The sequence below is a fragment of the Candidatus Nanoarchaeia archaeon genome, from assembly GCA_035290625.1.
Lineage (GTDB): Archaea > Nanobdellota > Nanobdellia > Woesearchaeales > DATDTY01 > DATDTY01.
Genome location: DATDTY010000002.1, coordinates 1 through 15737, shown reverse-complemented (window position 1 = coordinate 15737; position 15737 = coordinate 1). Strand labels below are relative to the sequence as shown.

The following is a 15737-nucleotide window of genomic DNA, read 5'->3' as shown; positions in this document are numbered from 1 at the left end:
AGGTAAGACCGCATCGAAGCTTACGCTTCGAGATTCTGGAAACTCCAGAGCAGGCATTTGTCAGGAAGATGAAAAAGGAGGCTTAATAAACATGAAACGAATTAAGCTATCGAAGGGAAATACTTTCAGGATAGCACAGTTTTGATTCCGGGGAGGACTAAGGCAAGGCAGGCTGCGGCCATTTTCCAAAATGCTCCAACCGTGTGAAGGATTATGACCGGCTGCGGTGAAAATATCGCAGTGGCTTGCGAGTGAGCTCGTTCTCACTCGCTCACAAGCCACCGGCTGCCGCCCGGCTCGGCTTGCGCCGTCCTTCTGTAGGCACCGTTGAAGCCCCGAAGGGGCCAACCCCCTCAACTCAGTCTATGGCAATCCTCAAGAGCCTCGCAAAGAGGCGGCAGCATTGAGTTTCACCGCAGCCTTATGACCGCCACATTTTTAAACCTGCGATACGAGAGGTAAGATATGCAGGCGCGCATGATCAATGGAGCCAGGATTGTGATAGCAAAAGATTACAATGAGATGAGCAGGCTTGCTGCTGCAAGGATTCTTAAAGCCGTTAAGCGCAATCCGGCGCTCAGTATCCTGGTTCCTACAGGAACAACTCCTGAGGGTGTCTACGCAATCCTGAGAAAACACAGAAATCTCTTCAGTCAAGCGACATTCTGGAATATGGATGAATATTGCAAAGGGAAAAGGCTGATCTCGAGGAAGCATCCCGCAAGCTACCGTAACTATATGCATGATCGGCTCTTCAGGCAAGTTAAAGCAAAAAGCTATTTCCCTGCTGTGAGGAATATCCGGCATCCTGGAACTTATGATGCCTTGATCAGGAAGCAGGGGGGCATAGACCTCTGCCTTGATGCAATCGGAGAGGACTGCCACACATTTGGATTCAACTTTCCCGGCTCCTCATTCAGAAGCAGGACAAGGCTGGTCAGGATCAATAAAGGTACAAAGGAGGTGAATCAACAGCTTACAGGAATAGAAACTCCGGCCTTTGCAGTTACCACAGGACTTGGCACCGGAATGCTTGCAAGAGAGGTTATCGTTATTGTTTCCGGAAAAAGAAAGGCGGGGATTCTGAGGAAGGTCCTCTTCAGCCCAGTTTCTGAGAAAATACCTGCGACGATTCTTCGAGAGCATTCAAACTGCACCTGGATTGCGGATAAAGAGGCAGCAAGGCTGCTGCGTTGATGGTTGTCTTTGGTGGAGTTGAGATCCTGTATACCAAAGAAGCACGCTCAATTCAGGCTATTGATTCTGCTTAATCGCCTCTGCTAATTTTTTCAATTCGTTCATGTCTGCTTTTTCACCCGTTTGCGTGCTGATGTACCCCTCGTATGCATCAAAGAATATCTTATCTTGCGCCCATATTTCCTTAAACTTTGCTTTAACTCCGTGCAGAGGATATAACTTCGTGTGAGCATGGTTCACCCCCATCCCCTCCATCACCATGGCAACCCGCGTTACATCTAAGCCCTTCTCGAGGATTCCAGCAACTTTCCTTGATGCAGACATGAATTTTCCATATTCCTCTTCCGGCATATCAAAAGCGTAAGAATCAAAATGTTTTTTAGTCAAGACTAATGCCATTCCTTTTGTGTTGGGCATGATATCGAGGATTGCCAGAAAGTTTTCATCTTCCCAAATCTTCGCTGAATCGATCTCTCCTTTGATAATTTTACAAAATATACAATCGGCCATGCTGCCGTGAGCAAGATGAGAGCGTTTAAATAGATTACGCACGAATCATCTCCGGTGAAAATCTTGCTTCGCAGCTGCCGCCGAGTTCGCAATGACTGAAAAATTCTTCTACAAATCGACATTCGCCCCGTAAGGGACCTCCCCCCGAGGTCGATGTTATTGTTCTTGCCCTGTTGCTCACAAAGGGCGGCAGCAATGATTTTCACCGCACACGCACGAATCCTGAATTCCTCTGAGCTCTCCGAATAATTTATATAGCTGGCTGACCCGGAGCTAAGCATGGGAATCTTAGGAATCGATTTGGGAGGCGGCCACGTGCGTGCCGGGCTTGTCAGGAAAGGCAGGGTTGTGCGTGCCGAAACGCATCTTCTCGACAATAAGGCAGGCAGGCAGAAGATCGTTAGGCAAATCCTGGATGCCATTGACGGAATGTTTGATCATTCGATCTCTGGGATCGGGATGGGAGTTCCTGCCTATGTGAAGAACGGCGTTGTGTTCGATGCGGGGAACATCCCGGCTTTTCAGAATATCGACCTTGAGAGAACCCTCAAGGCCAGGTATGGGGTGCCTGTAGCGCTGAACAACGACGCAAACTGCTTTGCCCTTGGACAGGGCATACGGAAAGGCATCGTGGTGGGCTTGATCCTTGGGACAGGAGTTGGCGCAGGGATTGTTGTTGATGGGAAGCTTCTCTCAGGCAGCCACTGCGGCGCGGGTGAGTTCGGCAGGATTCCATTGCACAAGGGAACTGTGGAGGATTACTGTTCTGGCAAATTTTTTCTCAGGAGAGGGGATGATGGCGAGTCTCTGGCTGCCAAGGCGGGAAAGGGCCAGAGGGCTGCGAGGCAAACCTTCATGGAATACGGAAAGCATCTGGGCGAAGCGCTGAGCATTATCGTGCACAGCCTTGATCCTGATTCGATCGTCCTTGGCGGCTCGGTTGCGAACTCGTACAAGTATTTCAGGAAATCTATGCAGGCGTCCCTGAAGCGCCAGATCTCTCCACGATTATTCAGGCATCTTCGGATTTCTGTATCGAAGAAAAGGCATGCAGCAATCATCGGGGCGGCGCAGCTGGTGACCAAGTAGGGCAAGTTGTTTTGCGCATGCCGCCTCCTGCCTTTAGGTGGCATTGAAAAGTTGCTCGCTCCGCTCGGCAGCGCCAAGTTCGCCATGAGCTATTCGGTCAGAAAAGCGACATTCCCCGAAGGGGGCAACTCCCTTGTCGCTGCGCATTCTCCTGATGACTATGGCTCACAGGAAGGCGCTGCATATCTTTTCAACGCCTCCTGCCTTTAGAAATCTTTTTAAATTCTGCAAGGTTCAATCCTTGAGTATGGACAAAGAGGCAATTTTGAAACAAACTGAGGAATATATAAAAAATAAGCTATCTGGCGAAGGTTCTGGCCATGACTGGTGGCATGTTTATCGTGTTTGGAAAAATGCTATTCATATCGGCGAACATGAGAAAGTAGACTTATTTGTAGTTCAACTTGCTGCATTACTTCATGACATTTCTGATTGGAAATTCAATGATGGAAATGATGATGTTGGCCCAAGATTAGCAAGGGAATGGCTTCAAAAATTACAAGTTGAAGAAAAGAATATCTCTCATGTTTGCGAGATTATAAAGGGGATGTCTTTCAAAGGTGCGGGAGTTAGAACACAAATGCACACCACAGAAGGAATGGTTGTGCAAGATGCAGATAGATTAGATGCTATTGGTGCGATTGGGATAGCCAGAACCTTCGCGTATGGTGGGCATATGGGACGAGAAATTTACAACCCCCATATTAAACCTGAAGTGCGTGATTCTTTTGAAAAATACAAGAATAGCAAAGGACCAACGATTAACCATTTCTATGAAAAATTGCTTCTTCTCAGAGATTTGATGAATACAGAAACTGCGAAAAGAATTGCGGGAGAGAGACACAAGTTCATGGAACAGTTCTTAACTAGATTCTCCAACGAATGGGACGGGAAGGATTGACCGCTGGCTGCGGCGAAGGATGTCTTTCTCTGGATTCGCAAGCGGCTCTGCTGAAATCCTTCGCTTCGCGGCAGTGCCGGTACTCAAAAATGCTTTGTATTTTTGGTCGCTCCTTCGGAGCAGCTCGGTCTCAGTTCGTTTAAGAATATATCGACATATCCTCCGATGGGACGACCCCCTTGTCGATGCTCATTCTCCGGAATAGTGACCTCACACATGGGCACTGCATCAGATTTCAGCAGCGCCCAAGCACAACATTTATATAACAGAATGTTTGGAGCAAATGCAGTGATATGACAAAGGCGCTTGTTGTTGTGGCGCATCCAGATGACGAGACGATTTGGATGGGTGGGACAATCTTGAGGAATAGGAAATGGGAATGGACGATCCTTTCTCTCTGCAGGAAGAGTGATTCCGACAGGTTTCCTAAATTTAGGAAGGTGTGTGAGAGGTATCGTGCGCATTCACTTATCTCTGATCTAGAGGACACTGCCCTTCATCCGATCAAGATTGAAGATGTCAAGTCAGCGATAACAGAAGCTTTGCAAGAGATAACGTATGATTATATATTCACGCATGGAGCAAATGGGGAATACGGCCACATCAGGCATCGGGAGGCCCATACCGCAGTCAAGTCTCTTGTTGAGGACAAGCTGCTGACCTGCTCGAAGATATACTACTTTTCCTATGTTCTTGGCAAGGAGAAAGCTGCCAAGAATCCTGGCTCGTATCTGCCTATTCCAGGCCAAGGCTCGCTTCGGACAGAGCTTACCCAGGCCGAGTTCTCCGAAAAGGTGAAGGTTGTGACTGAGATTTATGGATTTGATCCTGGCAGCTTTGAGGCAATGAGCTGCAGCAGGGTGGAGACGTTTGTGAGCTGACCATGAAAATCCTCGTTCTCTATCCCTACCCTCCTGAGCCTGACGGGCAGAGCCTGCAGGGCCATTACCTTGTGCAGGGCCTTCGCGAACTCGGCCATCAGGTGATGCAGTGCGATCCCCAGGACAACATGCAGAAGCGCTGGACGTACAGGTTTTTCAGGCCTGATGTATGCATCGGTGTAGGGTTTTGGGGCGACACGCCAAGGGTTGTCCTGGATCCCCTTAAGTCTAAGATTGTTCCTGTGCCCTGGTTTAATGCAGACGGGTGGGTGGCGAATTACCAGGATACGCTCAACCAGCTTCCGCTGATTGTTGCGACAAGCAATTGGGTGCGCTCTACGTATATACGGGATGGCGTGGCCGGCGACCGCATCAAGGTCGTGCCTATAGGTTTTGATCCGAATGTGTTCAGGCCTCTGCCAGAGTCTGATCCGGGAAGGCTTGAAGTGCGGAAGATGCTGGGCATCAAGAAGGATGAGAAGATGATCCTGACAATCGGGGGAGATGTTACCAGCAAAGGCGCGCAGGAGATTTTCCAGGCATTAGCCAATATAAACGAAGAGCATCCAAAATGGAAGTATGTGTGCAAGGTTTGGGACAGCTTTTCGGCCTGGGATCATGGAGCGGAGGAGAAGGCGCTGCTCAAGAAGCTTGGCCTCACAAAGAAGGTAAGATACCTCAAGGGAAAATTTTCTCCTGGATTTATCAGCCAGCTCCTTAATGCGTGCGATATCTATGCTGCGCCTTCACGGCTTGAGGGGTTTGGGATGATCCAGCTTGAGGCGCAGGCATGCGGGAAGCCTGTGGTCTCGATCAATGTCGGCGGCCCACGGGACACGATTGTGCATGGGAAGACAGGATTTTTGGTTGACGTTGCCCATGAGGTGAAGCTCGACAGGGAATGGGTCTACAAGCATATGGGATTCAAGAAGAAGATGCAGATCGAATTTCCTGTTCCGAAGACGTTTGCATACCGGGCAGATATTGGCCAGCTTTCGGCATGCTTAGCCAAGCTGCTCTCTGACGATGCGTTAGCAGTATCAATGGGCAAGGCTGCTGCTGACCATGCCCTCCATAATTTCCACTACCGAACGGTTGCCCAGCAGATGGTTGATGCGATAACAGAGAATGTGGTTAAAGGCAAGCAAGCATCCAAAGAAATTTCCCTTATATCAGACTTCTCCCCGCTTTGACCGAGTGATAGGCAAGGATGTACATCCCTGCATTCCAGGCCTGGTTTCTTCCCCGCGACGGCTTCCCGGTATTTCCATCCAGCCATTCGCTGAAGTTTGAGATCGTATTTGCCTCAGCCAGACTGGCAAGCTGCTTCCTGGCCTCATTCATCTGATTCATCTTCACAAGAGCTGTGACATACAGCCCGCCGATGTATGTCCAGATGCCTGCATTGAGGTAATGATAGGGAGTTCCGGCATCGCAATCATCAAAATAATCCTGCCAGTCTTTTGTTCCTCTCCTGATTGGAGGATAGATGGATTTTATCGGGTAGGGCTTGCTGATTCTCTGCTGCCTGATATGGCGGAGGATGCGCTTTGCCATAGGCTCAGCCGCAAGTCCAAAAAGGACTGCAAGGATATTGCCCAGGGAATCAAACCAGTCTCCTCTCTCCTTGTATGAGCCGTGGTTCTTCCATCTCCAGGCAAGGTAGTAGCTGGCGTTCCACAGCCTTGCATCGGGATCGTGGTTGGAAGACTGCTGGAGGATTCCGGCGCTCTTCCTCTGCTGCACAAGGTTGAGCACTTTGTAATAGAGCGCCATGGAATTTATGGTATGGCCATAACGGTGCGGAAACGCATCCTGCCAGTCTGTTGTAGGAAGCTGGCCGAGCATGTGGTTTTTCCCTGTTTCCTGGCAGCGAAGCCAGTTCAGGGCTCTTTCAATGGAGTTAGCCTCAGCTTTTATGAGTGAGCTGTCACCATACCGCTGCTGGTAGATAAAGTGGCCAATGATGTACCAGAGGCTTGAGTCAATCGAGGAAAAGTCCACATGGGGCTTTCGCCTGCTGAAGATGTCAACAGCGTTCGGAATTTCTCCAGCTGGGCTTTGATGCTTAGCAAGCAAGAGGAGCGATTGCTTAAAGGCATTTTTCAGTTTGGCATCATCCACCAGGCTGGCTCCAATCGAGGTGATCATGCTGTCCCTTGCCCACACTGCATCATAGCCAGGATGAGATGCATAAAAGCCATGTTTTGTGGCGCAGAGACGGAGGACTTCGACTGCCTGATGATATGCTTCCTCTGTGTGGTCCATGGACGAAGATTTGCCAGTACTGCTATTTAAATTCTTGCTTTGAGAAGCTCGGTAGAAGATGGCGATGGCGGCCATTTGTGAGCCCCTGAAGCCAAGGACACAACAACGACAAGGGGGTCGTCCCATTCGGGGATATGTCGCTTAGCAGTAAAACATCGCTGGGCGAACCTGCCACCATCGGAGCGAAGCTTTTCAATGAGCCAGTTTGAGAGTACTGATCCTAATACCTCTCATCGTAATTGATCATCCTGTTGCGGTTCCCCCACGCGTATTTGAAGGAGACCTCCAGCATCCACGCAGTCAGCTGTCGTGTTTCGTGTTCATCTGTTGTGTGGATGCTCTCATGTGTTTGCACTTCGTGGGAGAAGGAAGGCTCGAGTCCTGTCCTTATCTCCATCTCATCCCAGCCAAGCCATGTCCTTCCATAGAATCCTGGAGTTCGGGAAGGGGGCTCAAACCTGCTTTTCTTCCGCAAGGCTTTCATGGTATGATCCTGGATGAGCAAGAGCCTCTGGACCATGTAATCGAGGTGAGGGGCAAAATAGCCGGAATCTTCAGAATGCTCTTGCCTGAAAGGACTATCTTTCTCCACTGGCCTGTCCCTCTGCCTGAGGAGATAGTCAAGAGGGAGCAGATTCAGCTCGCCGGGTTCCCTTGTTTGCATATCATAGCCAAACTTCATTGCAATCGCCTCAGCTTTCCAAAAGGAAGGATTTTGTCTCCAACAACATAGACGTCACAACTCCTTAAAAAAGCATCGGTAAGAAAAGGGCTCTTGCTGTGTTCCTTTAAGACATTGCTTCCTTCTGTGGCGACGTTCGATGAGGGCTGGACGATAAGGGTTTTGCTCCTGAATTTGCCTACAAGGTAGCACTTGAAGGTCTCTGACCTCACTGCATCCCTGATCTTCACCGCAGGATGGATGTGGCCAATGATGAGTGTATCACACTTCTTGAGGCAGGGGAGGCCAGGCAAGGCGTCTCCGTGAGTGACCAGGATGTGTTTCTTCCCAAGGGAGAATGAAAAGGAATCCAGAAGCTCAACATTCAGCTTCCTTGCCAATGGCTGAACAGCAGCATCGTGATTGCCCTTCACAATAACGATTTTCTTAGAAAGCGAGGCAAGGTAATCAAAAAAACGCAGGCAGTGCCTCCATTCTGTCTCCGAAATCCTGCCAAATTCGTCCTTTAGGTCTCCGTTTAATATCACTGCATCAAACTTTTTTATTTTTTTGTTTTTTTTAATGGTTTCAATGGCTTTTTCCAGGCGCTTCATGGTTTCCCTGAAAAAGATGCGGGGGACTAAAACGCCCTGCCTGTTCAATGATTCCTCATACCCTATATGGATGTCTGAAATGATGAGAGTGCTGCCTGCGAGAATGATGAGGTCATGGGCTGAGATGTTTGAGGCGAGATGCATGGTGCATTGAAGCCGCCTTCTGTATAATAATCCTTTGGAAAATAAACGCAAAAAGAAGCTCCATCCAAAAAATGAAGGTTGCCATCTATTTTGCGAGCCTCTGCTGGTAAACGAATGCTGTTGACAGGGGGATGTCCCTACGGGGATGTCAACCTTTACCCTACAACAAGCAGGCGAGCTGATGGCAACCCGACTGAAAGGAGGTTTTTTGGATGGAGCACCAAAAAAGAGAAATGCTTATATTCTTATCCGGTTTCTCAGGCAGTTGATGGGAAATACATTACTGTATACCGTATTGCATGACGCAAAGGACTGCCCTAGCTTTTACAGGGAATGGGATAGGAAAGGGAAAAATGGTGCTGGAAGCCTCACCTTTACTGCAAACGACGCAGATACCCTCGTTGCAGAGATGGAGAGATCAGCTGTGCTCTTCAAGGAACCCTACATACTTGATGCTGGAGTGCCGGAGGCATACAAGGACAAGACGCACCTTTCCCCGAAGCCGATGAGTGATGAGGATGTCGCTCGGGTTAAGGAAGCTTTAGGAGCGCAGGGCTGATTCTTTACATGGAGTGGTGGTTGTTCTGGCATAAGACTTCTTTATTAGTGGACGCTCTTCCACAAATACTCGAAATATTTTTTGTAGTTCTGCGATAATGATTTATGCTTTATGACAAAAGCGACTGGCTTTTCAAGCCAGAGCACGTTTGCAACAGAGTCTCCGTAAATATAGATAACATTCAGGCCGCTTAGTATTTTTGGCAAAATCTTGTATTCATAATATCTGGATTTTGTTATTGGCCTGTTTCTCGATTCGTATACAAGAAGCAATCTCCATTTGCATTTCAGCTTCTCCCTCTTTTTATTATAGTGAGGCCAGAAATAGGGAAGCCTGCTCTCAACATCCCCTGTTGCTCCGATGAAGAGGACTTCTTTGCAGTTGAGGCATTCCTTCAGGATTGTCTTGATCCCTTCTGTTCCGCGGTAGATTTCTGATTCTATTTCGGCAGGAGCTTGGCCAAAAAGCGCTTTCATCTCAGAAATCGTGGTTTGGATTTCCTGCTTTTGCTCCTCGATTCTGGCTTTTTTTTCATCAAGATATTTTTCCAGATTCTCCGGGTTTTTTGCCTGGAAGAATTTCTTCTTATGTTCAATAACATAACTCACAAGGCCTTTTTCAACAAGCTTGTTTAAGGCGTCGTAAAGGTTTTTCCTGTAGACTCCTGTCTGCTCGACAATCCTGCCAGCAGGCGTTGCTCCCAAGCTGAGCAGGGCGAGGTAGATCTTGATCTCGGTATCTGTCAATCCGATGTCTTTGAGGAGGGTGGTGTTCATACCATGAGAAGGGCTGTTGGGTATATAAAGATTGTGGTAGTGATAGGATACTACAAATATTCATAATACTCCTTGTATTCACTAGTAAAGAAGCAATGCAAGATCTTTTCGTGGGAGTAAGGATGGAAAACGTGAGTAGACTGCATAAGCAGGTAGTTCAGGAGCCGCAAATAGACACGCTTAATTCATTATATGTACAGCTAGCGAAGCAGTATAACCTGTGGAAGTGTACGATGCTCGGATATTGGAATAGTCCCCTCATAGACTATTCCGAATTGTTTTCAGGCTCAGATGTCCAGCTTTTTGCCAAGGACGAGTCGCATGCACCAACTCGCTCAATAAAAGACCGGCCAGCACTTTATCTTCTGGCTAATGCCTTTTTGGCGGGGAGAGATAGAGTCGCCGATGCAAGTTCAGGTAATTATGCCTTATCATTAGTCTATTTCGCAAATAAATTAGATATGGAGGTTACCCTCTTTATACCAGAATCCTTTCATCCCACATTTTTGCGGCGTGTGGAGCAGACGCCAATATATCATTGCTTTACTGGTAATGTTTTTTGGGCTGGAATCCCTAATTCCGACGCAGCTCGGGAACAATGCAAGAAGTGGGCAGGAGAGCATCCAAAATATCTTTATCTTGATCAGTACAGCAATCCATTAAATTGGAGGGTCCACTATGAGTTTACAGCTGAAGAAATCCTTGACCAGCTACCGGACAGTAAAGGCAAGCAGGCATATTTTGTTGCCGGGGTTGGCAGCGGTGGTACTGTCATCGGAGTTGGGAAACGCTTAAAAGAAGAGTTAGGGGCGAAGGTGATAGGTGTTGAGTCAGCAGAAGCTCATTCAATACGCGGAGTTCGGCACCTGGATAGTACAAGCAATCCCCGAGTGTATGAAGATAACGTTTCAACTATAGATGACATATTCTCCATCGATAGGGCAGAAATAGAGGGATATAGAAATGAACATCCTCTATGCACAGGATTTGGAGACTCCGCCACCGCAAATTTTGTTGCGAGTCAAAAACTGCGAAAGAAAATCAAAAGCGGGGTTATCATCACGGTAATCCCTGAGGGGAGGAGATGAGGGCAGTAAAGGGGACGCCCAAACATCTCTCTAAGGCAGGGCAACTGCACGGATTTACCTATTTAATGCTTAATCTGGAATTTACCTGCAACTATAAGTGCCCTAAGTGTTTTAATATGGGGGCTGCCAAACAAAAATACCCCCCTGAACAGATGCTGACATTGCAAGACAGGCTGGACTTGATTGGCCAAGCTCAGGAGCTAGGTGGAAAAGTAGTTGTTATTGCGGGCGAGGGCGAGCCGACAATTCATAAGGATATCCGAACACTGGTTACGGAGATTAATTCCAGCAGCATGATCCCTGTTGTGTATAGCAACGGGCGAGCACTCCACAGGGAGGTTATAGAATTCTACGCCAAGAATAATTCTGTGCTTGTCCTTTCACTTGATTCGCTGCAAAATAAGCGATATGACTATCTAACAGGAACGAAGAATCAGCTCCAGCAGGTGCTCGCCAACATCCAGATTCTTAGAGAGATTTACCGTGGAAGAATTGAAACGCTAGATGACCTCACTGTGCTTAGCACAGCCATTAACACAACAGTCTCCAGTGTAAACAACGATGAAGTGCATGCAATAAAGGAGTTTTGCGCAGAAGATATCTACTTTATCTGCAATCCGCTTGCACGGCTGGGAAATGCTGTGGATAATTGGGAAGGCCTTGTCAATCCAATGAGCAGGATTGAAGATTATGCTCCATTAATACGAAGCGTGTCCGAGTCAGGGGGGCCGCTAACTTTAGATTCCGCCGGTTTGTGTGGGTATTCGTCCAATGGCGTTGCAATAGGGCCGTATGGCCACTACATGACCTGCGCCTATACTCAACTTACCAATGATTTACTGGGCAACATAAAGGAAACACCATTAAAGAAAGCTTTCGAATACAAAAACGCCAGAGAACAAGAGCACTATAAAAAGCACGGAACTGCTCCGTGTTTGGTGAGGATGCCTTCATTTCAAGAATATTTGCAGAATTTGGCCCACGTGCCCATAGTCAAAGACTAGCGGAGAATTCCTACCTCTTCCAAAAGCTCTTCGTATTCTTTTTTGCTTATTGTAACTGTTTCCTGCTTCATGATGTGATGGAGCACTAAGGGCTATATTAATGTTGCGATAGGCATTTTTGTATCCTGATAGAAGATGTGTGTTTTGGCAGCCGTAAGAAACTATTTCTGTATCTTCTGCATCACCACTTCATGCATCCTCTTCAAAAATGCTATCCTGTCCTCCATCTTCAGGATATCAAGGTAGCCCTGTGCAACAAGGTTAAAAGAGAAGGGGGATGGGCTCTGGGTGGTGACCTCTTTCAGCGAAATCTTCTTTTCCTCAATACGCCTCATCACTTCCTCTGCATGCCCGATGTCCATCAGATCTTCAAGCACTTCACGCCGCGCCTCCTTCAGAATCGAGAAGTCCTCAGAGATTCTCCTGAGCGCAGTCATCAGGATCATGGAGCTGACCTGCTGCCTGCCAACACGCTTCGTTCTTCCTTTGTAGTTCCTGAGTATCATCAATGCTCTTGTTGCGCAGTGGCGGAATCTCCGCTTCATCACCTCTGTCTTATCAATGGCAAGCTCGGCGATCTTCCTCAAGTCCTTGCTCTTCAGCATCCCGAATGCCCGGACAGGATTAATCTTCCTGCCAGAAGTGATATAAAAGCCATTGTCATTTATGCCAATCTCGACATCCTTATGCTCAGTCCGCGAGATTGCAAACGCAACACATCTGCTTAAGACATCATTCACCCTTCTTCCAAAGAGTGTATGGAAGATGACCATTGTCTGCTTGCCTGTGGAATAGGATTCAACCAGGATCTTCTTGTCTGAGGGGATCTGGCAGTAGCGGAACTGCTCCTCAAAATAGCAGTACAATGCCTCAGCAGCGTTCGCATCAACATAGAGATAGGTGTTGATAAAGGTCAGAATCTCTTCCTTTGACTTCTTCTTTGTAAACAGATCATCCATATACCTCCTGAACTTTCCGATCTCAATGCTCAGGTCAAAACTCAAGGGCAGCATCTCACTGAACCAGGAAGGCACTGTGGGAGGCCTGTTTGCGCTTGCCTTTACCTGAGCCACCATGCCCCTGCTGAAAAGGAACTCATAGGTGTTTCCTCCAAGGACAAAGACGTCTCCCCTCTTCAGCTTCTCAAGGAATCCCTCATCAAGCCTGCCGATGCTCTGCTCGCCGATCTTTACAGTGATGAAGGTCTCGTCAGGGATTGTGCCGATATTGGTCATATAGATGACCCTGCCGAGCTTTCCGCGCTTTCCTATCTCCCCTGCCTCTTCATCAACCCAGATCTTGGCATAGATATTCCTGTCTTCAAGGTCAACGTACTTTCCGGCAAGATAATCGAGGACTTCGTGAAACTCCTTTTTCTTAAGGCCGTGGTAGCAGTAGGAAGAAGTAACAAGGCTGTAGAGATCCTCAATCCTGGTTCTTGAGTCAACAGCTATCCCTATAATCTGCTGGCTCAGCACATCAAGGCAGTTTGTTGGAATATGGATCCTGTCAATCTTCTTCTCCATGGCTGCCTTGAGGAGGACGCTGCACTCAACCAGGTCATCCCTGTCCATCACTATGATCCTTCCCTTTGCCTTTTCATGCAGCCTGTGGCCAGACCTTCCGATTCTTTGGAGGCATCGTGCGACAGACTTGGGGCTTCCAAGGAGGATAACGAGGTCTATATAGCCTATGTCAATCCCCAGCTCAAGGGATGTTGAAGAGACAACAACCTTGAGTTTTCCCTGCCGCAGCTTATTCTCTATGGCAAAGCGGTGCTCCTTTGAAAGGCTTCCATGGTGTGCTCCGATGTTCTCAGTGTAATTCTTTGGGAACTTCTCTTTCAGATAATCAACAACCCTCTCAGTTGCGCTTCTCGTGTTTGTGAAGATAAGAGTTGAGGTATGGCTCTGGACAAGCTCGTCAATGAGCTCGTACATCTTCTGGTGCCTTTCTTCAGCCTCAACGTTGATGAGATCAGGAACAGGGCACATCACCTTGAGGTCCAATTCCTTGATGAACTGCACATCCACAATCAAACAATCGCGTTCTTTTCCGTTCTCATAGCCAACAAGGAACTTGGCAACCTCTTCCAGAGGAGAGATGGTCGCGCTCAGGCCTATCCTTGTCATATGGGAACTCATCTTGCCAAGACGCTCCAGGCTCAGGCTTAAATGAACGCCCCTCTTGTTCTCAGCGAGCGCATGCACTTCATCAACGATGCACCATTCAACACCGTTCAGGAAATTCTTAAATTTTATCGAGGAGAGGATGATTGCAAGGCTCTCGGGGGTTGTGATCAGGATATGAGGGGGCTTTTTCAGCATGGCGGATTTTTCAGAAGCTGTTGTGTCTCCTGTCCTGACAGCAACTCGTATTCCTAAGGCTTTTCCGTTCAAGGCTTCCATATCAACAAGCGGCTCAATGAGGTTCTTGTGAATGTCGTTATTCAACGCTTTCAGAGGAGAGATGTAGACGCAGTAGATGCGATCCTCCAGGATCCCTTTCTGAGAGGCATCGACAAGCTCGTTCAGGATGCTCAGGAATCCTGTCAAGGTCTTGGTAGCGCCTGTAGGAGCTGATACCAGGATGTTCTTTCTCGAGTGGATCTCAGTTACAGCATAGAGCTGGGGCAGGCTGAAGGAGGGGAATTTCTTGAAAAACCACTGCTTGATAAGAGGGCGCAGGATTGTTTCAAGCTCAGCAGAGGTTCCAGGCTCTTTCTTGAGAGTGATCATAGCAGAAAAGGAGATGCACCGATTTATAAAAGGGTAGGGATACAAAGAGCATAAGAAGCTTAAGAAATACGGTGAGAATGCTTTCTACTTTTTCTGCCGGCCTTAGGCGGCTCTGTCAAAACGCACCGCGAAAGCGCCGCAACTGTCTTTCAGGAGTCCGCCGTCGCCAAGGACATCGAAGCCGCCGCCAGGGCCGTAGATACGCAACCTATTCAGATAGGGGCCTTTTTGCGATTTAGCATAATCCTTAGGATCAAAGAAGAGTGATTGGACTTTTTCACATTGGGTATCCAGGAAATCGCCATACTCCTGGGCTTCGATTCCTAAGATTTCATCAGAAAACAACTTAGAGGTTAATTCAATCTGCCCAAATTCAGAAATTGGGATATTTATTTTTCCATGCCTGGCAGTGAATGCCGTTCCTTTGCTTAGCATTTCATCAACCACGGCATAAACCCAATCTCTTTGAGAAGGAGGGATAAAATACTCTTGACCTCGGCTATAGGCTGCGGCCAAATCACTTAACCCCATGCGCTTGCTTAGTATCCCGCTCGGAACGATAATAACTTGTGAATTTCCCCTATCCTCATAAAAAACATCTGCATTCGTCTTGCTATAATGTTCAAATGCTTCCAATCGTTTTGCCCGAAGAAAACCAAGCTGCGCCGGTGAAATCATTTCAAGGCCGCAAGCCGCAAAACCCGTTTCCTGAACATCTAACCGCGTTGCTTTATAACAATAGGTAACTCTGTGCTTTTTTAGATGTATGATGTACCTTTTTAGGTGTATGAGATTGGAGGGCACTACTAATTCATGGGCCATCATAGCTGCTTGCATAAGAGAGGGTGGCAATTCTTCATTTTTAAACCTTCCTATTGTTATTACTTTATGATGGATAATTACTGGTACGACGTTCCTCAATCCTGGCCTGTTTTGCGGCGTCCCTGAAACCCTCTTTGAGGTTGCCATCGGAAATGCCAAGCATTTCCGGGCGCTCCTTCGGAGCACGTCGGCTCGGCTGTGAAAGAGGAGTGGAGGACTGACATTCCCCGTAAGGGACATCCCCCTTGTCAGTCTCACGCCTGTAGTTTAAGAGCCTCACGAAGTGACGGCAACTACATTTTCAGGGAAGCCGATTAGGTTTCACCTTCCCACTGCCAGAAATGTGAAGAAATAGGTAACCGCTCAGAACACAACCATCTGCTTAAGGTTGCTGAGCCAGCTGCGTATCTTTCCTTTGAATTCCCTCTGGAGGCGCTTCTTGGCCTTTGGAGAAACTCTTTCTTCCTTAATCTGTCTTGCCTTAA

At 47.8% G+C, this 15737-nt stretch carries 15 protein-coding genes; 8 read left to right on the top strand and 7 right to left on the bottom strand.

Annotated features, from left to right (window positions below):
• Window positions 1-465 precede the first annotated feature (465 nt).
• Window positions 466-1197 (top strand): glucosamine-6-phosphate deaminase, encoded by a 732-nt coding sequence (locus VJB08_00275; protein HLD42407.1) that lies wholly within the window; start codon window positions 466-468, stop codon window positions 1195-1197.
• A gap of 57 nt (window positions 1198-1254) precedes the next feature.
• On the opposite strand, the gene VJB08_00270 is transcribed toward VJB08_00275, so the two are convergent.
• Window positions 1255-1707, bottom strand: a complete 453-nt coding sequence (locus VJB08_00270) for an HIT domain-containing protein (GenBank protein ID HLD42406.1) — start codon at window positions 1705-1707, stop codon at window positions 1255-1257.
• A 279-nt stretch (window positions 1708-1986) separates the two neighbouring features.
• Between VJB08_00270 and VJB08_00265 the strand changes: the two genes are divergently transcribed.
• From VJB08_00265 to VJB08_00250, 4 genes are all read left to right on the top strand, one after another.
• Window positions 1987-2796 carry an ROK family protein gene (locus VJB08_00265; GenBank protein ID HLD42405.1) on the top strand — a complete coding sequence of 270 codons (810 nt, stop codon included), beginning with the start codon at window positions 1987-1989 and terminating at the stop codon, window positions 2794-2796.
• A gap of 247 nt (window positions 2797-3043) precedes the next feature.
• On the top strand, window positions 3044-3697 hold the full coding sequence (locus VJB08_00260) for an HD domain-containing protein (protein HLD42404.1): 654 nt from the start codon (window positions 3044-3046) through the stop codon (window positions 3695-3697).
• Between the two features lie 293 nt (window positions 3698-3990).
• A complete protein-coding gene (locus tag VJB08_00255; GenBank protein ID HLD42403.1) occupies window positions 3991-4578 on the top strand; it encodes a PIG-L family deacetylase in 588 nt (195 codons plus the stop codon).
• A 2-nt stretch (window positions 4579-4580) separates the two neighbouring features.
• A complete protein-coding gene (locus tag VJB08_00250) occupies window positions 4581-5771 on the top strand; it encodes a glycosyltransferase family 4 protein (protein HLD42402.1) in 1191 nt (396 codons plus the stop codon).
• Here VJB08_00250 and VJB08_00245 read toward each other — a convergent pair.
• The 3 genes from VJB08_00245 to VJB08_00235 form a co-directional block, all read right to left on the bottom strand.
• Window positions 5746-6846, bottom strand: a complete 1101-nt coding sequence (locus VJB08_00245; protein ID HLD42401.1) for a glycoside hydrolase 100 family protein — start codon at window positions 6844-6846, stop codon at window positions 5746-5748. The genes VJB08_00250 and VJB08_00245 overlap by 26 nt on opposite strands.
• A 220-nt stretch (window positions 6847-7066) precedes the next feature.
• Entirely contained in the window at window positions 7067-7528 is a 462-nt protein-coding gene (locus tag VJB08_00240) for a hypothetical protein (GenBank protein ID HLD42400.1), read from the bottom strand.
• Complete coding sequence (locus VJB08_00235) at window positions 7525-8265, bottom strand: metallophosphoesterase (GenBank protein HLD42399.1); 741 nt, start codon at window positions 8263-8265, stop codon at window positions 7525-7527. The genes VJB08_00240 and VJB08_00235 overlap by 4 nt, the downstream gene beginning before the upstream one ends.
• Before the next feature lie 181 nt (window positions 8266-8446).
• On the opposite strand from VJB08_00235, the gene VJB08_00230 reads away from it, so the two are divergent.
• Window positions 8447-8824, top strand: coding sequence for a hypothetical protein (locus VJB08_00230; GenBank protein ID HLD42398.1), 378 nt, complete (start codon window positions 8447-8449; stop codon window positions 8822-8824).
• Between the two features lie 44 nt (window positions 8825-8868).
• Here VJB08_00230 and VJB08_00225 read toward each other — a convergent pair whose 3' ends face one another.
• Window positions 8869-9600 carry a helix-turn-helix domain-containing protein gene (locus VJB08_00225; protein HLD42397.1) on the bottom strand — a complete coding sequence of 244 codons (732 nt, stop codon included), beginning with the start codon at window positions 9598-9600 and terminating at the stop codon, window positions 8869-8871.
• A 122-nt stretch (window positions 9601-9722) separates the two neighbouring features.
• Here VJB08_00225 and VJB08_00220 point away from each other — a divergent pair, with 122 nt between their 5' ends.
• On the top strand, window positions 9723-10688 hold the full coding sequence (locus VJB08_00220) for a pyridoxal-phosphate dependent enzyme (protein HLD42396.1): 966 nt from the start codon (window positions 9723-9725) through the stop codon (window positions 10686-10688).
• Window positions 10685-11692, top strand: coding sequence for a radical SAM/SPASM domain-containing protein (locus tag VJB08_00215; GenBank protein HLD42395.1), 1008 nt, complete (start codon window positions 10685-10687; stop codon window positions 11690-11692). Before VJB08_00220 ends, VJB08_00215 begins: the two co-directional genes overlap by 4 nt.
• Before the next feature lie 161 nt (window positions 11693-11853).
• Here the strand turns inward: VJB08_00215 and VJB08_00210 are convergent, their stop codons facing one another.
• On the bottom strand, window positions 11854-14430 hold the full coding sequence (locus VJB08_00210) for an ATP-dependent helicase (GenBank protein HLD42394.1): 2577 nt from the start codon (window positions 14428-14430) through the stop codon (window positions 11854-11856).
• A 102-nt stretch (window positions 14431-14532) separates the two neighbouring features.
• The gene (locus VJB08_00205) at window positions 14533-15267 is read right to left on the bottom strand and encodes a hypothetical protein (protein ID HLD42393.1); all 735 of its coding nucleotides are present in this window, start codon (window positions 15265-15267) and stop codon (window positions 14533-14535) included.
• Window positions 15268-15737 lie beyond the last annotated feature (470 nt).